This window comes from Pseudomonas sp. GNP014, from assembly GCF_054344005.1.
Map to the genome: position 1 here is coordinate 3,524,574 of NZ_JBTGUS010000001.1, position 17,118 is coordinate 3,541,691.

Genomic DNA, 17,118 nt, shown 5'->3' on the forward strand with positions numbered 1-17,118 from the left:
CCGTCTGGGGCACCCCGATGTCCGTGTTGCGCCCCGTATCGTGCTTGTGCCGTCACGTGACGCTGCCAAGATAACTGGCATGGACAATCACAACGATTCGAACTCGGCGTCGGTGCTGCGTTTCGGCCCGTATGCGTTTCATTTGCGGCAACGTCTGATCCTTGAAGGTGATCGGCAGTTGCGCATGGGCGGGCGCGCCATGGACATTTTGCAGGTGCTGCTCGAGCGCGCCGGGCGCGTGGTCAAAAAAGAACAGTTGATTGCCATGGTCTGGCCGACTTCGGTCGTCGAAGAGATCAATCTGCGCGTGCACATCGCCGCCCTGAGACGGGCGCTGGGTGATGGTCAGAACGGCCAGCGCTACATCGTCAACGTGCCGCAATGCGGTTACAGCTTTATTGCCCCGGTGCTTTACGACAGTGTCACGCAAGTGGTCTTCGAAACCCTGCAAGCGCCCCAGCACAATCTTCCCGCACGGCTGACCCCGGTCACCGGGCGTGATTCGCTGGTCGGCGGTCTGGTACGACAGCTGCCCCTGTGTCGGCTGCTGACGGTGACCGGCGCACCGGGGATCGGCAAATCCACCGTAGCGCTGCGTGTCGCCGAACTGCTGCTGCAACATTATCGCGATGGCGTGTGGCAGGTTGACCTGGCCTTGGTCGACACTGATACGGCGCTGCTTGCCTATCTGTTGCAGACCCTCGATTGCGACTTTTCCACGCTCTGTCGTCGCCATGCGCTGCTGGTGCTGGATAACTGCGACCACGTGCGCGAAGCCTGTGCCGGGCTGGTGGAAAACCTGCAGAACGCCGCGCCGCAACTGTCGATTCTCGTGACCAGTCGCGAACCCTTGCAAGTCGTTCTGGAAACCGTCCAGCACATCCCGCCGCTGGCCATTCCCAAGCGTGCGGCAGGCGAAACGGCGGACCAGTTCATGGGGTACTCGGCGGTGCAATTACTCGTCAGTCGGGCGCGGGTTCGCCAGCATGATTTCCGGTTGCGCGAGCAGGATTTGAAAACCGTGCGCGAGATCTGTCTCCAGCTCGACGGCTTGCCGTTGGCCATCGAGTTGGCCGCGGCGCAGATCGACGCGCTGGCGCTGGTGGGCTTGCAGGCGCAAGTCGATAACGGGCTGCAACTGCTCAGCCTCGGCAGACGCACGGCGGTGGCGCGCCACCAGTCGATGGCGGCCGCGCTCGACTGGAGCTACCAACGCTTGAGCGAGCAGGAGCAACGGGTGCTGCAGCAGTTATCGGTGTTCAAGATCGCATTCACCCTGGAGGCCGCGCTGGCGGTAATCATGCGCCCGGCGTTGAGCAGCTCCATGCTGATCACCGTTATCGAAGGGTTGGTCCGCAAGTCGCTGCTGATGGTGGAGCGGAGCAACGGTGCGCTGCGTTATCGAATGCTCAACACCACGCGGCGATACGCCCGTGAGCAGCTTGAAGGCAGTGGTGAAAGGCTCGACGTCGAGCGGCGACACACGCGGTACATCAGGCGTATGCGCAAAGAATCAAGCGCACAACTGGCCGCGCAACTCGTTGAGTAGCAGGCGGACCTTGCGCAAGTCCGGCGTCGCATAGCCTTCCGTGAAGCGTTGGTAGACCGGATTCAGCAGACCCAGCGCGTCGTGGCAGCGGTTCTGACGCTGCCATAACTGCGCCAGCGAGGTGGCGCTGCGCAATTCCCAGGCCAGGGCGCCTTGGGCCCGGGCGACGGACAGGGCCTGGTGCAGGATTTTTTCTGCTTCGGCGGTATTGTCGGTGTTTGCCTGTACGCCTGCGCGAGCAGGCTCGCCAGGGTGGTCGACCGGACAGCACTGCTCGTCAAGCAACCGCTGCGCCCGTACCCGCAAGATCTCCGCCGTGCTCCATCCGGCATCACCGCTGCGGGCCCGTTCCAGCAGCGCGTCGTCGACGAACCGGCCGTCCAGCGTCACCATGATTTCCTTGATCAAGCCGCTGTCATCCGCCGGCAGTGGCGTCGCGCTGTCCGGTTCGATCACCTGCGCGTAGTGCCGTGCCCAGGTATGAAACAACAGCACCGAATGTTTCTGTGACTGTTCAAGCAACATCTGCAACAGCGCCTGCGCGTTCTGCCGGTCGCCGTTGTAATGGGCGATCAGGCAACTGGCCAGCGCCAGGGTGTAGCAAATCGAAGTGCCGTGATCGATTTGTACGGCGATGTTCAGGGCCTGCCGCGCCGTGTGCCAGGCCTGCACGGGGAAGCCCTGCATCCACAGGACCCGCGCGAGCACTGTCAGCGAGGCGACGCTTTGATCGTATTGCACACCAAAACCGTGGGTAAACCGATTGAGGTGACCGCTTTGCGTCATGCTCTGGATCACCTGTTCGGCATGGATGCGTGCTTGCGGCTGATCGCCGGCGTAATGCAACGCCAGCACACGCAATCGGTGCGCACTCAGTGACAACAGAGGGTCACCGTGCGGGCCCAGACGATCGAACTGTTCGCTTTGCGCCAGAGCCGCCCGGTACTGCCCGCAACTGAGGTTGACTGCCATGTGCCCGGATACGGCGCGCAGTTGTCCGGCGACATCGCCGTGTTGCTGCGCCAGTGCGTGGGCGCTTGCAAAGGCCTCGATGGTTTCCGGGGTGCCGCCCCAGGTGTGATAACAGGCGCTGCCGAGCGCCAGTTTCAGGGCGATCTGCAGGCGCGGGCAGGGCTTGTCGGCCTGTTCCAGCAACGCCAGGGCCTGACGCACGTAGCCGCCGTACTCCTTGAGCAACGACAATTCCTGCCATATCGGTGCGGAGATCGCCGCCAGTTCAATTGCCAGAAGTGTCGGGCCGGCTCCGTTCAGGCTCCAGTCCAGCGCCGCGCGCAAATCTTCCAGACCCCGGGCATAGCGTTCGATCCACACCAGCGTCGGGGTGTGTTCCCACGCGCTCTGCGCCTGTTGCATCAACACCAGACACCGTTCGGCGTGACGCTGGCGGGTTTCGTCGAGTTCGGCGACGTGATCGAGTTTTTCCAGGGCATAGCGTCGGGTCGTATCGAGCAGGCGGTAGAACACCTCTTCATCGCCGACTTCGACATTGAGCAGTGATTTGGCCACCAGTTGCGTAATCGAGCCAAATACCTCACCGGGCAAAATGTGTTGACCGCCAATCACCGCTGCAGCGGATTCCAGGGTGAAGCCGCCGCAAAATACGCTCAACCGGCGCAGGCAGGTCTGCTCGCACTGGCTGAGCAGATTGAAACTCCAGTCCAGGGTGGCACGGAGCGTTACATGGCGTTCCGGATGACCCGGCAGCAGAGGCGGTAACCGCCCATGTAGCTGACTCAGCAAGCCCTTCAGGTCCGTGCCGTCGATTTGCGCGGCGGCCAGCTCCAGCGCCAGTGGAATGCCATCTAGCCGCTGGCAGATTTCGATGGCCTGCGCCAGGTTGGCATCATTGAGTTCAAAGTGTTCATGGGCAGCCATGGCGCGCTCGGCGAACAATTGCAGCGCGGCAAAAGCCAGCGCTTGCGCATGATCCGTCACGGCCGACAGCGGCGGACAATCGAGGGTCTCCAGGCGCTGCACATATTCGCCCTCGGCCCGCAGGCTCTCGCGGCTGGTGGCCAGGATGTGCACCTGCGGTGCGCCGCGCAAAAGGCTTTCGCTGAGCTGGGCCACGGCGTCGATCAAGTGTTCGCAGTTATCGATCACCAGCAACATCTGCCGTTCGCGCAAGCCGTTGATCAGGCTGGTCAGCGGTTCGCTGTCTTGCAGCAGGATGTCGAGCAGGGCGGCGAGGTGCGAATAGATCATGCGCGGGTCGCTCAACGGCGCCAGATCGAGCAAGCGGATACCGTCGCGATAGCGCCCGATCAACTGCTCGGCCACCCGCAGGGCCACAGTGGTCTTGCCGATCCCGCCGGGGCCGACGAGGGTGATGCAACGCTGGCGCGGCAACTGCGTCATCAAGCTGTCGACCAGCGTCTGGCGGCCGATCATGCGTGTGCGCCGTAGCGGCAAGTTGTGGCGGCCGACGGCGTCGCCGGCAGGGCGTTGCCGAATGGGTTCGAGCAGGATCGGCGCGACAAAACTGTAGCCGCGGTGCGCCACGGTGACGATATAGCGCTGCCCGTTCTGGCCGTCACCGAGTGCCTTGCGCAAGGCCGCCATGTGCACGCGCAGATTGATCTCTTCGACGACGTTGTCCGGCCAGACGCCGGCCATCAATTGTTGCTTGCTGACCACCTCGCCGGCCTGGGCCAGCAGGATCAGCAGAATATCCATCGCCCGCCGCCCCAGCCGCAATGGCTGGTCGCCCTCGAGCACCAGCCGTTGTTCTGGATAAATCCGATAGGGGCCGAAACCGAAGGCCTGATTCGGGGAACGATTCAACAGCTGACTCCTGCGGGGTTGCGGCGGACGGTCGGGACAGCAGCGCACAGGCTTCTATTCCGGGGTGTCCGGGCATAATCCTCAGGTTTGAGCGATCGCGCAACGGTGGGTGTTGCAACGCTCAAAATCGACCGGGTTTTGTTCGGCTGTTTTGCACGTCCCGCATGACCTGACAGCGCCAGGCAAACGGATTGATCCCTTCGCTGCGGGTGAACATGTGACAGAAGTGTGCCTGGTCACAGAAGCCGCATTCCAGGCTGATTTGCGTCAGGCTCAGGTCGGTGTGCTGGATCAGCAGCTTGGCCCGGGCCAGGCGCTGGCTACGGATCCAGTCTTGTGGCGAAAACCCCGTGCTGCATTTGAAGGCGCGGGAGAAGTGGCTGCGCGACAGCGCACAGGCACGGGCCAGTTCGGCGACTTCCAGGCTTTCGCCCAGACGCTCGAGAATCAGTTGTTTGACGTGTCGTTCACGTTGCGGGCTGAGTCCGCCAATCCCGCTTTTGCGCGATTGACTGGCAGGGGCGAGGGCGACGGTGGGTTGCGAGTGAGCCATGGCCAATGTCCGTGTCGGTGGGGAAGGCACGACGGCGTTCCCTCAAGTCAAAAAACAACGCTGCGCAGAGGCATTCATTGTTGGGCCGAGCCTTGGGACTGACGAGTTAATCGTTGTTAATTTGCTGAACAACTTCGGGCTCAAACCACCGTTGATCGCGTAAAGTGCGCTGCACTTGCGTCTGATTGGCCATAGAAGGAAAGCGCCCATGAACCGTAATGATCTGCGCCGCGTCGACATGAACCTATTGGTGATTTTCGAAGCGTTGATGTTCGAAAAGAACCTGACCCGCGTCGCCGAAAAACTGTTCATGGGCCAGCCCGCCGTGAGCGCGGCGCTGGGCCGCTTGCGCGATCTGTTCGATGATCCGTTGCTGTTGCGCAACGGCCGCGCAATGGAGCCGACCGCCCGCGCACTGGCGATTCTCAAGGAGTTGCAACCGGCGATGGACGTGATCTCCGGCGCGGTCAGCCGGGCCAAGGAGTTCGACCCGGCGAGCAGTTGCGAGGTGTTTCGCATCGGCCTGTCGGACGACGCCGAGTTCGGTCTGTTTCCGCCCTTGCTGCGCCAGTTGCAGGAAGAGGCACCGGGCATCGTCGTGGTGGTGCGCCGTGCCAATTACCTGTTGATGCCGGCGTTACTGGCCTCCGGGGAAATTTCCGTTGGCGTCAGTTACACCACCGATCTGCCGGCCAACGCCAAACGCAAAAAGCTGCGCGACATTCCCTGCAAGGTGCTGCGTGGCGATAACCGGCCCGGGCCACTGACGCTGGACGAATACTGCGAGCGGCCGCATGCGATGGTGTCGTTTTCCGGCGACCTGAGCGGCAATATCGATCTGGATCTTGCCAAGCTCGGCCGCACCCGCCGGGTGGTCCTTGGCGTGCCGCAATTCAGCGGCTTGCGGGCGTTGCTCGCCGGCACCGAAATGATCGCCACCGTGCCGGATTACGCGGCGTGTGCGTTGGTTGAGGGCTGTGCCTTGCGCGCTGAAGACCCACCGTTCCCGATTGATGCCGCGCAATTGTCGATGGCCTGGAGCGGGGTGCATGACAACGATCCGGCAGAGCGTTGGTTGCGCTCGCGGATCAGCCAGTTCATGGCCGCGCCGTTGAACATTCCAGCGATTTAAATCCCCGCGCAGATCTCACTGCCACACAGCCCCTGTGGGAGTGAGCCTGCCCGCGAAGGCGTCAGGTCAGTCGATATTTCTGTTGAATGACACTCCGCTATCGCTGGTAAGCCAGCGCCCATAGAGTTCTTCGGCGTTCTCGGCAACCAGGTTGATCGCAGAAGAGAGCACACCTATCCAATTTCCCCCCGACCATCATTGGCATGATTCCAGCCAATGACATTTCAAGGGTCGGGTCATGAATGTTTCACAACGCGATGAACGGGCGCAGGACGTCGGTTTGCTGTTTCTGCGGGTCAGTGGCGGGTTGTTTCTGCTGTGGGTGCACGGTTTGCCCAAGCTGCTGGACTTCACGGCACAACTGCAACTGATCGAAGACCCGTTCCACCTCGGCGCCCACCTCACCCTGATGCTGGCGATCTTCGCCGAAGTGCTCTGTCCGCTACTGATCGTCGCCGGGGTGCTGGCGCGTTTGGCCTGCTTGCCTATTCTGTTTGTGCTGCTGGTGGCGTTGTTGCTCGTGCACCCGCAATGGAGTGTGGCCGAGGGGCAGTTCGGCTGGTTGCTGTTGATCCTGTTTGCCACTGTGTTTATCGCCGGGCCGGGACGGCTGGCGCTCAATGTTCGCTTGCCCGGAGTACTGCGTTATGCCTGAAGTTCTTAGTCAAAAAGCACCGGGGGCAGACGAAACGGTCACCTTGATCATCAAGCATCAGGTCAAGGCCGGTTTCGAGTCGGCCTATGAAGCCTGGCTGCGCAATATCGTGCGCGTGGCGGGGCAGCGTGAAGGCCATCTGGGCGTGGACGTGGTGCGTGGCAAGCGCGGCCGTCTCGACTTCTACACCTGCGTGCTGCGTTTCAGATCCACCGAAGCGATGCAAGGGTGGCTGGAGTCGCCGCAGCGTCAGGCACTGGTCGCCGAAGCCGCGCCGATGCTCGCCGATGGCGACCAGACCGAAGTGGCGCCGATCAACGAATTCTGGTTCGCGCCACTGGCCGACGCCGCCTCGCCACCGCCGCGCTGGAAGCAGGCAGTGATCACGCTGCTGGTGATTCTGCCGCACACCTTGCTGGTGCCGCTGATCTGGGGGCCGTTGCTGGCGCTGCATCCCATTCTTTCCAACTACGTGGTCGCCACGTTCCTGATCACCCTGACCATCGTGCTGTCGGTGGTGTACGTATTCATGCCTCGCGTCACGCGATTGTTTGCGCCTTGGCTCGAAGCGAGCCAGGCCCATGAGCACCTTGATTCTCAAAAACCTCAGGCGCGCTGAAACGCCGAGGTTTCGCTCCCTTTCACTTTGTCTGAGGAACTGCGATGAACGCCGATCTGATTCTGTTCAATGGCCAATTTCATACCGTAGACCGTACCAAACCACTGGCCAGCGCCGTGGCGATCAAGGACGGCCGTTTTGTTGTCGTCGGCAACGACGCCCAGGCCATGGCCCTGCGCGGTTCGGCCACGCAAGTGATCGACATGCACGGCCGCTGCGTCATTCCCGGCCTCAATGACTCGCACCTGCACCTGATCCGTGGCGGTCTGAACTACAACCTCGAACTGCGCTGGGAAGGCGTGCCGTCGCTGGCCGATGCACTGCGCATGCTCAAGGAACAGGCCGACCGCACGCCGACCCCGCAATGGGTGCGTGTGGTCGGTGGCTGGAACGAATTCCAGTTCGCCGAAAAACGCATGCCGACCCTCGAAGAGCTCAATCAGGCGGCGCCGGACACCCCGGTGTTCGTGCTGCACCTGTACGACCGCGCGCTGCTTAACCGTGCCGCACTGCGGGTGGCCGGTTACACCCGTGACACGCCGAACCCGCCGGGTGGCGAGATCGTCCGGGATGCCAACGGCAACCCGACCGGCATGCTGGTCGCACGGCCGAACGCGATGATCCTGTACTCGACGCTGGCCAAGGGGCCGAAGCTGCCGCTGGAGTATCAGGTCAACTCGACCCGTCAGTTCATGCGCGAACTCAATCGCCTTGGTCTGACCAGCGCGATTGATGCCGGCGGTGGTTTCCAGAACTATCCGGACGACTATCAGGTGATCGAGCAACTGGCCAAGGAGGACCAGTTGACCGTACGCATCGCCTACAACCTGTTTACCCAGAAACCCAAAGAAGAACTGAGCGATTTCCAGAACTGGACCGGCAGCGTCACCCTGCATCAGGGCGACGATTACCTGCGTCACAACGGTGCCGGTGAAATGCTGGTGTTCTCGGCGGCGGACTTCGAGGACTTCCTCGAACCGCGCCCGGATTTGCCGCAGACCATGGAGCAGGAACTGGAGCCGGTGGTGCGCCACCTGGTCGAACAGCGCTGGCCGTTCCGTCTGCACGCCACTTACAACGAATCGATCAGCCGCATGCTCGACGTGTTCGAGAAGGTCAATCGCGACATTCCGTTCAACGGTCTGCCGTGGTTCTTCGACCACGCCGAAACCATCACCCCGCAAAACATCGAGCGGGTGAGGGCGCTGGGCGGCGGCATTGCGATTCAGGATCGCATGGCGTTCCAGGGCGAATACTTCGTCGATCGTTACGGTAAACAGGCGGCCGAGGCCACGCCGCCGATCAAGCGCATGCTCGCCGAAGGCGTGCCGGTGGGCGCTGGCACCGACGCCACGCGGGTGTCGAGCTACAACCCGTGGACCTCGCTGTACTGGATGGTCAGCGGTCGTACCGTCGGTGGTCTGGCGTTGTACGAAGAGGGTTTGCCACGCACCACCGCGCTGGAACTGTTCACCCACGGCAGCGCCTGGTTCTCGTCCGAGCAAGGCAAGAAGGGCCAGATCAAGGTCGGGCAACTGGCGGATCTCGCGGCACTGAGCGCGGATTTCTTCCACGTCGAAGAAGAAGCGATCAAGTGGATCGAGTCGGTACTGACCGTGGTCGGCGGCAAGATCGTCTATGCCGCCGGTGACTTCGAAGACCTCGGCCCACGCTCGATTCCGGTTCTGCCGGACTGGTCGCCAGTGGTGAAAGTCCCGGGCCACTGGCGGCCGAATTCGCCGCTGCAGGCGCAAGTGCATCAGTGCGTTGGCGCCTGTGCAGTGCACTCGCACAGCCATGAAAAGGCGCGGCTGTCGAACGCGCCGGTCAGCGACTTTGCCGGTTTCTGGGGCGCCTTCGGCTGTTCCTGTTTCGCCTTCTGATCCCGACAACAAAAGCGCCGGCCACGCGGTACGGCGCTTTACGCAATATCCACCCACCCAGGAGTTTTCCCATGAGCGTTCCTTACACACGTCTGAACAAAGATGATGCGGTTGTGCTGTTGGTCGATCACCAGACCGGTCTGATCTCGCTGGTGCAGGATTTCTCGCCGAACGAATTCAAGAACAACGTCTTGGCGCTGGGCGATATCGCCAAGTTCTTCAAGCTGCCGACCATCCTCACCACCAGTTTCGATGCCGGTCCGAACGGCCCGCTCGTACCGGAATTGCGCGAGCAGTTCCCGGACGCGCCGTTCATTCAGCGTCCTGGCCAGATCAATGCCTGGGATAACGAAGATTTCGTCAAGGCGATCAAGGCCACCGGCCGCAAGCAACTGATCATCGCCGGTGTAGTGACTGACGTCTGCGTAGCGTTCCCGACCCTGTCGGCCATCGCTGAAGGTTATGAAGTGTTCGTGGTCACCGACTCGTCCGGCACCTTCAACACCACCGTGCAACAAGCGGCCTGGGCGCGGATGTCGGCCGCCGGTGCCCACCTGCTGAACTGGTTCTCGGTGGCGTGCGAGCTGCAGGGCGACTGGCGCAACGACATGGAAGGCCTGGCGCATCTGCTGTCGGAACGCCTGCCGAACTATCGCAACCTGATCAACAGCTACACCAAGTTCACTGCCAAATAAAAGCCCCTGGCCCTCTCCCAAAGGGAGAGGGCCGTGTTCGAGCTACGCCGACCTGCAATACCGAGCCGAACTCCGGTCTTGAAATGCCCGGCGATCGGCTCCCTTTCCCCCATGTCCCCTTGGGGGAGAGGGTTGGGGGGAGGGGGGAGACTTTTGATCTTAAAATCCCCTCATCAGCGCTTCTGCAACCATCCCAAAAAACCACCTTTCCTCACCGCTACCGGTTTGGCCATCAACGCGAGGCGACTGTTCTGCTGCCGCACCGCCTGCAATTTATTCAACGCCCGACTCACCTCTGTGCGCTGTTCCATGCACTGACGGGTGAGGTTCTTGTCGAGGCGATAGATGATGCTCGACGTCAACGCCGTGAACGTGGCTTGCGAAGGCGTATCGGCGAGGATGCTCTGTTCACCCATGACCTCGCTCGGCCCCATGCGTCCGGCTTCGGTCTGGCCGGTGCCATCGGGCACGGTCGCACTGACCACGCCGGTGGCGATGACAAACAGACTGTCGGGCACTTCATCCAGCCCCAGCACCACCTGACCGGCTGCGTACTGTTGCGCGACCATCGACTCGGCGAGGCGATCGCGTTCCTCATGGCTCAACGAGCGGAAGACTTTCACTTCATCGAGCAGTGCCCGGGCGCGGGTCGAGGGCTCGATCACGCCATCGGGGTGCCGGGAAATACCTGCGGCTTCGAGATGACGGTGGGCGAGGTCGAACAGTTGATTGCGTACCTCGCTTTTCTTGCCCAACTCACTGATGAAACCGCTGGCGACGTACTCCGACATCTCTTCACCGGCTTCTTTCAACACGGCTTTGGGCGGTGGATTCAACAGCAGGCTGCTGCTGCCTTGCAGGGTGCGGTCGAGGGCGTCGAGCACGCGCCGGGGGCGAATATGGTTCGGCACCTTGATGCTGATCGAGACACCGTGCAGGTTGGTCGGGCGACTGAGATTGACGATCTTCGCCTTGGCCGCCACCGAGTTCGGCACCACGGCCAGGGTGCCGGTGCTGGTCAGCAGGTGCGTGGCGCGCCAGTCGATGTCGAGCACCTTGCCCTCGACGCCGTCGATCACCACGAAATCGTCCACCTGATAGGGTTTGGTGGTGTTGAGCACGATCCCCGAGAACACGTCGCTCAAGGTGCTTTGCAGCGCCAGACCGACGACGATCGCCACCACCCCGGAGGTCGCCAGCAAACCTTTGACTGGCAACTCCAGCACATAACCGGCGGCCGCGACGATCGCCGCCAGGAACACCAGTGCGCCGATCACGTCCTGCAACAGCCGACCGCTGTGGCCGATGCGCCGCATCAACACCAGACCGATCACTTCGGTCAGCACCCGCGCAGCGTACAGCCACCAGACAATCCCCAGCGCCGTCGCGCCCAGTTGCGCCACGCGATCATCGGCCAACAGCGGTGCCTGCAACGGACTCACGCCGGCGTTGATCACCAGCGCCGTGAACGCCAGAAACAGCACCAGCCGCACACCGACTCTCGGGGCGCGATGAGTGAAGGGCGAGAAGTGCCAGAGCAGCGCGTCGAGCACCAGCAGGAGGGCACTCAGAGACAGCAGGTGAGTGAGGAGGAAGGACATGGCAATCTCCGGAGCTGCACGAATTCAGTGAAGATTTTTTGGGTGTTGAAGAGGTTTTTGTGGCGAGGGGATTTATCCCCGATGGGTTGCGAAGCGACCCCGCTCTTATCCAGAAGAAGCAGGGGACTGCTGCGCAGTCCATCGGGGATAAATCCCCTCGCCACAGTTTTGGGTGTGGCGAGAGATCGGGTTCAGTTCAAATGAGTCTTCAGCTCAGCCGCCGCCTGCCGCACGGCCGCCTTCACTTCCGGAATCTGACTCAGCGGGTTGAGCAAGCCAAAGTCATGAATCATCCCGTTGTAGCGCACCGAGGTCACCGGTACACCGGCCGCATCCAGGTGCCGTGCATAGCCTTCGCCTTCATCGCGCAACACGTCGAACTCGGCGGTCTGCACCAGCGCGGCGGGCAGGCCTTTGAGTTGTTCGGCGCTGGCGTTCAGCGGCGAGGCGTGGATCTGCGCACGCTCGGCCGGGTTGGTGGTGTAGTTGTCCCAGAACCACTGCATCATGCCTTTGGTGAGGAAGTGGCCTTCGGCGAACTGCTGGTACGAGCCGTCGTCGAACTGTGCGTTGGTCACCGGCCACATCAGCAACTGGAAGCGCAACGCCGGGGTTTTCTGTTCCTTGGCCATCAAGGCCACGACCGCCGCCATGTTGCCGCCGACGCTGTTGCCGGCCACTGCCAGGCGCTTGCCGTCGACACCGATGTCCTTGCCATGCTCGGCGACCCATTTCGTCGCGGCGTAAGCCTGGTTGATCGCAGTCGGGTACTGCGCTTCCGGCGACGGCGTGTAATCGACATACACCGCCACGGCACCGGAACCCACCACCAGATCACGGATCAGGCGCTGGTGGGTCGGGAAATCGCCCAGTACCCAGCCGCCACCGTGGAAGAACATGAACACCGGCAACTCGCCTTTGACCTTGGCCGGGCGTACCACTTTCAGGTTGATGGTCTGGCCATCGACCTTGATCGCCTTGTCGCTGACCTCAACCCCGGAGAGGTCCACCTTCACCGACGCCTGGGCACCGGTCAGCACCGCACGGGCGTCTTTCGGGCTCAGTTGCTCCAGCGGTTTGCCACCGCCGGCGGCGAGGGCGTTGAGGAACGCTTGGGTGTTGTGTTCGACACCGCTGCTTTCGGCGGCGAATGCGTTGCCGATGGACAGGGCGAGGAGGGAAGCGGTCAGGGTTTTCTTGACGATGTTCATGGTGGAAATCCTTTTGACGATGTTTTGAGTTGTTTGCCTGGGTTGCGGGCTGCTGTGGCGCTGGGGTTCAGGCCTCAGCAACACCGTGAGCACAGATTAATGAGCTGTCGAAAAGTGAAAAAGCGGCTATAAAGCGTTTAACTGTCCACCAGGAAGTGACAATGAACCCGTTCGAAGACATGCGTATTTTTTGCCAGGTCATGGACTCCGGCAGCTTCACCGCAGCAGCCGATCAGTTGGGGCTGTCCAAGCAGTTCGTCAGCCGCCGCTTGATGCAACTGGAAGAGCGCCTCGGGGTGCGGCTGTTGAACCGCTCGACCCGGCGCCTGGACGTGACGCCGCTGGGCCAGAGCTATTACGAATCGGCGCTACGGCTGTTGAGCGAAGTTGAACAAGTGGAGCAGGGCATTGCCGGGCAGACCGCCGAGCCACGCGGAACGATTCGCCTGAGTGCGCCGCTGTCGTTTGCCGTGGCGCATTTGGGGTGCCTGCTGCCGATGTTTCTGCAGCGCTATCGCGAGGTCACGGTGGAGGTGGATCTGAGCGATCGGCCAGTGGACCTGCTCGGCGAAGGCTATGACCTGGCGCTGCGCATCGGCGTGCTGGAAGACTCGACGCTGATCGCCCGGCGCATCGCCTCCATCGAGCGCGTGTATTGCGCCAGCCCGGCCTACCTTGCAGAACGCGGCACGCCGCTCAAGCCGGAAGAGCTGCACAGCCACGACTGCCTGCCTTATGGTCACGGTCGTTCGGTGCAGTGGCGATTCAACGCAGGGCAGGGCAAACCGTTGCTGGTGAATGTCACCGGGCGTATGCGCGTGAACAACGGCGAGTTGCTGCGTGATGCGGCGGTGCAGGGGTTGGGCATTACCTATCTGCCGACGTTCATCGTGGGTGCGGCGCTGAAGGATGGCCGGTTGGTGCCGGTGCTGGATGACTTGCGCCCAGAGCCGCTGACGTTATCGGCGGTGTATCCGCAGCATCGTCAGGCTTCGCGGCCGGTGCAGGCATTGGTGGAGTTTTTGCGCGAACGGTTGAACGAGAGCCACGTCGCCCTCTGAGCCCTGTAGTGGATTTTTCAAACACTGCAAAATTCTGTGGGAGCTGGCTTGCCAGCGATGGCGGTGTGTCAGGCAATACAGCTTTGTCTGACCGGGCCTCATCGCTGGCGAGCCAGCTCCCACAGGTTTTGTGGTGTTTCTAAAAATCAGTTGGCGCGCTTGTCATCGCCCGGCTCGCCGCCGACATGTACGCCACGATCATCGCCGACTTCGCCCGCAGCATGCACGCCACGATCATCACCGACTTCACCGGCGCGGTGGACGCCATGATCATCCCCCGCTTCGGCGTGAGTGCCGCTGCGGCCCGAAGAGGCGCTGCTGCCCGAGTGTCCTGAGCCGTGGTCGCTGCCGCTGTGGCCACTGTTGCCGCCGCCACCGCTGCCGCTGTTGCCACCGCCGTGACTGCCACCGCCGCCGCTTCCACCACCGCTACCGCCGCCGTTGCCGCCATGACCACCACCACCTCCACCACTTCCGCCACCGCCGCCACTACCTCCACCTCCACTACCTCCACCACCACCGCTACCCCCATCCTTGGCATGAGCCGTGGAAACTCCCGACAAACCCTCCGGAATCAGCACCGTAGACGCTGACAGAACTGCGCCGATGGCCATTGCGAGCACGAGCTTTTTAATGTGCATATCGTTCTCCGTCTTTGTGGTCTTGTTTGGGAACGTGGTAGTGCGTGGGTACCGAGATCCGACCCGTTCCCATGGTCAGTGAATACTCGAAGCCAGTTCGAAAATCGGGATGTACATCAGGATCACGATGACCCCGATCAGCAGGCCGATGAAGGTCATCAGCAGCGGTTCGAACAACTTCACGAACCACTCCAGCCAGCGGCTGATTTCCTCGTCGTAGAAATCGGCGCTGCGCTCCATCATCTGCCCGAGGTTGCCGGACTGTTCGCCGGCGCGCAGCAGGCGCAGGGACACCGGTGTCACCAGGTGATTGAGTTCCAGCGCGGTGGACAGCGATTGCCCCTCGCGGACCCGTTCGCAGGCCTGATCCAGGCGCACCCGCGACGCCACGGTGAGCAAGCCGCGCACCATGCTCATGGCGGTCACCAGCGGAATCCCGCCCTGCAGCAGAATCCCCAGCGAACGATAAAAGCGCGCCAGTTCATACATGAAAATCCGTTGATGCACGGCCGGCAGTTTCTCCACAAGCCGGTCCAGCCCGCGGCGAAACGCCGGTTGTTTTTGCAGCACGGCAAGGGCGATGACCAGCGCCGCCAGCCCGCCGAAGAACTCGGCCTGATGCGCATGCAAAAACATGCCGCTGCTCATCAGCACCTGCGACAGCCACGGCAGGTTATTCCCCAGCCCTTCAAACACCAGACTGAAACGCGGCACCACATAACCCATCAAGAACAGCACCACGCCACCGCCGACTATCAGCAACAGCATCGGGTAGATCGAGGCGCTGATGATCTTCTGGCGCACCTCGTCCATGCGCTGGCGGTAACTGACGTAACGACCCAGCGCATCGCCGACCGCGCCGGTTTTCTCGCTGGACTGTACCAGCGCCACGTACAGCGGCGGGAACACCGCCGACAACTGGCCCAACGCCTGCGAGAAGGATTTGCCCTCGTACAGCAGGCGCACCAGCTCACTCAAGGTTTTGCGGGCGGCGGGGGCGGTTTCTTTTTCGGCGAGGCTTTCCAGCGCATCGATCAGCGGTAGGCCGGCATTGAGCAGGGTGGTCAGCTCCTGGCTGAACAGCACCAGGTTGAAGGTCTCGCGCTGACGCAGTTTCAGCGAGCGCCAATGCTTGTCGGCGTGCGAGCTGAGCACACGCAAACCCTGGTCCTCGGCGATCCGTCGCGCCTCGCTGTCACCCGGCGCTTCGACGCTCAACGACACCACGCCCGCCTTGCCAACCGCTTTCACATGAAATCGCATGGGCCGCGCTCCGTTCACTGCCAATTGGTCACTTCGGCGTTTTCACCTTCGCCGCCGGGCTGGCCGTCCTTGCCCATCGAGAGCAGGTCATACTCGCTGTTTTCGCCGGGATAGCGGTAGGTGTAATTACGTCCCCACGGGTCCTGCGGCAGTTTTTTCTGCAAATACGGGCCGGTCCATTTCGCCTCGTCACTCGGTGCGGTGACCAAGGCCTGCAAGCCCTGTTCGGTGGACGGGTAGTGGCCGACTTCCAGTCGATAGATATCCAGCGCTTTGCTCAGCCCTTCGATCTGCGCCTTGGCCACTTTCACTTCCGAGCGACCGAGTTGGGCGAAGTATTTCGGCGCGACGATCCCGGCCAACAGGCCGAGCACCACCAGCACCACGAGCAATTCGAGCAGGGTAAAACCGCGTTGGCCACGCGGACGATATTGCAGCTTCATGATGACCTCCCGTGAGTGGCAGCCGTGTCGCCTGAACGGCTTATGCAATTGCCATGCTCAGCCCCCACTGAAAACCACCTGATTGGCTGAAACCCTTGTAAACCGGGCATTTCAAGAGTCGGCACAGTGCTTGCGTATGGCTCAAACGTGATCGGCCATTGGGGCATTTCCCCCAATTTATCGGGGTCGATCCGGGGAGGCCCGACATGAAATTTCTTGCCAGCGGATTGCTCGGCTGTGTGCTGCTCAGCGGCGCCGCGCAAGCCGATGTGTTCATCTCGGTGGACGCCAAGGGCAGCTACGTGCTGTCCAACGTGCACCGGCCCGGACGCACCTACGAACGGGTGATTCACGAGGCTGACGCCGCAGTGGCCAGCCTTGATCAGCAGCCGCAAATGATCGCCAACCAGCCTTACGCGGAACTGGTGTCGGCGGCGGCCAAGGTCAATCAATTACCCGAAGCGCTGTTGCACGCGGTGATCAACGCAGAATCCCACTACAACCCCGGCGCCACCTCAGCCAAAGGCGCCGGCGGGCTGATGCAGTTGATGCCCGACACCGCGCGCGAGCTGGGCGTCACTGACGTCTACGACCCCAAGGCCAACATCCAGGGCGGGGCCAGATACCTCAAGCGTCTGATGACCCTGTTCGACAACGACATCGCCCTTGCCGTGGCGGCTTACAACGCCGGACCGGACGCGGTGCTCAGCCGTGGCCGGGTGATTCCGCCGTTCGCCGAAACCCAGCGCTACGTGCCGAACGTGTTGCGCCAATACCGGCGTTTGCAGGGCCTGGCCATGGATGCGCCGTTGTGAGCCCAACCCGGTTTTCCCCACTTTCGGGGCAAACCGGATAGACCCGAAAAGTGGGGGAAAGCGGTGGGGAATATCCCCCGGATTCTCAAGTGGTCGCGGTAACTGATTGAACGGTAATGAGATTTTTTGTGGCACGCGGATTGCTCCAGGGCATTTGTCGAGAAGTGTTCGCGAGAGCACCCACTACGAGGT

15 protein-coding genes are annotated in these 17,118 nt (G+C 62.0%); 8 read left to right on the top strand and 7 right to left on the bottom strand.

The window, feature by feature from the left end:
- Positions 1-79: 79 nt before the first annotated feature.
- Entirely contained in the window at positions 80-1,549 is a 1,470-nt protein-coding gene (locus tag ACXX9E_RS15860) for an ATP-binding protein (protein ID WP_458555681.1), read from the top strand.
- On the opposite strand, the gene ACXX9E_RS15865 is transcribed toward ACXX9E_RS15860, so the two are convergent.
- Both ACXX9E_RS15865 and ACXX9E_RS15870 read right to left on the bottom strand, forming a co-directional pair.
- Positions 1,514-4,354, bottom strand: a complete 2,841-nt coding sequence (locus ACXX9E_RS15865) for an ATP-binding protein (protein ID WP_458555682.1) — start codon at positions 4,352-4,354, stop codon at positions 1,514-1,516. The genes ACXX9E_RS15860 and ACXX9E_RS15865 overlap by 36 nt on opposite strands.
- A gap of 121 nt (positions 4,355-4,475) precedes the next feature.
- Positions 4,476-4,907, bottom strand: coding sequence for a helix-turn-helix domain-containing protein (locus tag ACXX9E_RS15870; RefSeq protein WP_123463286.1), 432 nt, complete (start codon positions 4,905-4,907; stop codon positions 4,476-4,478).
- Positions 4,908-5,115: 208 nt separating this feature from the next.
- On the opposite strand from ACXX9E_RS15870, the gene ACXX9E_RS15875 reads away from it, so the two are divergent.
- The 5 genes from ACXX9E_RS15875 to ycaC all read left to right on the top strand — a co-directional run bounded on the left by ACXX9E_RS15875 (position 5,116) and on the right by ycaC (position 9,891).
- Positions 5,116-6,039, top strand: coding sequence for a LysR family transcriptional regulator (locus ACXX9E_RS15875; protein ID WP_123463284.1), 924 nt, complete (start codon positions 5,116-5,118; stop codon positions 6,037-6,039).
- A gap of 238 nt (positions 6,040-6,277) precedes the next feature.
- Positions 6,278-6,694 (top strand): DoxX family protein, encoded by a 417-nt coding sequence (locus tag ACXX9E_RS15880; RefSeq protein ID WP_123463282.1) that lies wholly within the window; start codon positions 6,278-6,280, stop codon positions 6,692-6,694.
- A complete protein-coding gene (locus ACXX9E_RS15885) occupies positions 6,687-7,313 on the top strand; it encodes an antibiotic biosynthesis monooxygenase (protein ID WP_123463280.1) in 627 nt (208 codons plus the stop codon). The genes ACXX9E_RS15880 and ACXX9E_RS15885 overlap by 8 nt, the downstream gene beginning before the upstream one ends.
- 44 nt (positions 7,314-7,357) lie before the next feature.
- On the top strand, positions 7,358-9,196 hold the full coding sequence (locus ACXX9E_RS15890; protein WP_123463278.1) for an amidohydrolase: 1,839 nt from the start codon (positions 7,358-7,360) through the stop codon (positions 9,194-9,196).
- Positions 9,197-9,267: 71 nt separating this feature from the next.
- Positions 9,268-9,891: an isochorismate family cysteine hydrolase YcaC gene (gene ycaC / locus ACXX9E_RS15895; protein WP_123463276.1), complete on the top strand. Its 624-nt coding sequence runs from the start codon at positions 9,268-9,270 to the stop codon at positions 9,889-9,891.
- A gap of 173 nt (positions 9,892-10,064) precedes the next feature.
- Here the strand turns inward: ycaC and ACXX9E_RS15900 are convergent, their stop codons facing one another.
- Together ACXX9E_RS15900 and ACXX9E_RS15905 are read right to left on the bottom strand one after the other, a co-directional pair.
- Positions 10,065-11,492: a mechanosensitive ion channel family protein gene (locus ACXX9E_RS15900; protein WP_422495908.1), complete on the bottom strand. Its 1,428-nt coding sequence runs from the start codon at positions 11,490-11,492 to the stop codon at positions 10,065-10,067.
- Positions 11,493-11,683: 191 nt separating this feature from the next.
- Positions 11,684-12,703 (bottom strand): alpha/beta hydrolase, encoded by a 1,020-nt coding sequence (locus ACXX9E_RS15905; protein WP_222833253.1) that lies wholly within the window; start codon positions 12,701-12,703, stop codon positions 11,684-11,686.
- A 161-nt stretch (positions 12,704-12,864) separates the two neighbouring features.
- On the opposite strand from ACXX9E_RS15905, the gene ACXX9E_RS15910 reads away from it, so the two are divergent.
- Positions 12,865-13,764, top strand: a complete 900-nt coding sequence (locus ACXX9E_RS15910; protein WP_222833252.1) for a LysR family transcriptional regulator — start codon at positions 12,865-12,867, stop codon at positions 13,762-13,764.
- A 146-nt stretch (positions 13,765-13,910) separates the two neighbouring features.
- Here the strand turns inward: ACXX9E_RS15910 and ACXX9E_RS15915 are convergent, their stop codons facing one another.
- The 3 genes from ACXX9E_RS15915 to gspG form a co-directional block, all read right to left on the bottom strand.
- Positions 13,911-14,405 (bottom strand): hypothetical protein, encoded by a 495-nt coding sequence (locus ACXX9E_RS15915; protein ID WP_458555683.1) that lies wholly within the window; start codon positions 14,403-14,405, stop codon positions 13,911-13,913.
- Between the two features lie 75 nt (positions 14,406-14,480).
- Positions 14,481-15,668, bottom strand: coding sequence for a type II secretion system F family protein (locus tag ACXX9E_RS15920; RefSeq protein ID WP_186747819.1), 1,188 nt, complete (start codon positions 15,666-15,668; stop codon positions 14,481-14,483).
- A gap of 14 nt (positions 15,669-15,682) precedes the next feature.
- Positions 15,683-16,111, bottom strand: coding sequence for a type II secretion system major pseudopilin GspG (gene gspG, locus ACXX9E_RS15925; RefSeq protein WP_123463262.1), 429 nt, complete (start codon positions 16,109-16,111; stop codon positions 15,683-15,685).
- 206 nt (positions 16,112-16,317) lie between these two features.
- Between gspG and ACXX9E_RS15930 the strand changes: the two genes are divergently transcribed.
- A complete protein-coding gene (locus ACXX9E_RS15930; protein ID WP_458555684.1) occupies positions 16,318-16,926 on the top strand; it encodes a lytic transglycosylase domain-containing protein in 609 nt (202 codons plus the stop codon).
- Positions 16,927-17,118 lie beyond the last annotated feature (192 nt).

Excerpts from the sequence above, each read along its gene's own strand:
- ACXX9E_RS15860 (WP_458555681.1), top strand. The coding sequence starts at position 80 with ATGGACAATCACAACGATTCGAACTCGGCGTCGGTGCTGCGTTTCGGC.
- ACXX9E_RS15870 (WP_123463286.1), bottom strand. The coding sequence starts at position 4,907 with ATGGCTCACTCGCAACCCACCGTCGCCCTCGCCCCTGCCAGTCAATCG.
- ACXX9E_RS15875 (WP_123463284.1), top strand. The coding sequence starts at position 5,116 with ATGAACCGTAATGATCTGCGCCGCGTCGACATGAACCTATTGGTGATT.
- ACXX9E_RS15880 (WP_123463282.1), top strand. The coding sequence starts at position 6,278 with ATGAATGTTTCACAACGCGATGAACGGGCGCAGGACGTCGGTTTGCTG.
- ACXX9E_RS15885 (WP_123463280.1), top strand. The coding sequence starts at position 6,687 with ATGCCTGAAGTTCTTAGTCAAAAAGCACCGGGGGCAGACGAAACGGTC.
- ACXX9E_RS15890 (WP_123463278.1), top strand. The coding sequence starts at position 7,358 with ATGAACGCCGATCTGATTCTGTTCAATGGCCAATTTCATACCGTAGAC.
- ycaC (WP_123463276.1), top strand. The coding sequence starts at position 9,268 with ATGAGCGTTCCTTACACACGTCTGAACAAAGATGATGCGGTTGTGCTG.
- ACXX9E_RS15900 (WP_422495908.1), bottom strand. The coding sequence starts at position 11,492 with ATGTCCTTCCTCCTCACTCACCTGCTGTCTCTGAGTGCCCTCCTGCTG.
- ACXX9E_RS15905 (WP_222833253.1), bottom strand. The coding sequence starts at position 12,703 with ATGAACATCGTCAAGAAAACCCTGACCGCTTCCCTCCTCGCCCTGTCC.
- ACXX9E_RS15910 (WP_222833252.1), top strand. The coding sequence starts at position 12,865 with ATGAACCCGTTCGAAGACATGCGTATTTTTTGCCAGGTCATGGACTCC.
- ACXX9E_RS15915 (WP_458555683.1), bottom strand. The coding sequence starts at position 14,405 with ATGCACATTAAAAAGCTCGTGCTCGCAATGGCCATCGGCGCAGTTCTG.
- ACXX9E_RS15920 (WP_186747819.1), bottom strand. The coding sequence starts at position 15,668 with ATGCGATTTCATGTGAAAGCGGTTGGCAAGGCGGGCGTGGTGTCGTTG.
- gspG (WP_123463262.1), bottom strand. The coding sequence starts at position 16,111 with ATGAAGCTGCAATATCGTCCGCGTGGCCAACGCGGTTTTACCCTGCTC.
- ACXX9E_RS15930 (WP_458555684.1), top strand. The coding sequence starts at position 16,318 with ATGAAATTTCTTGCCAGCGGATTGCTCGGCTGTGTGCTGCTCAGCGGC.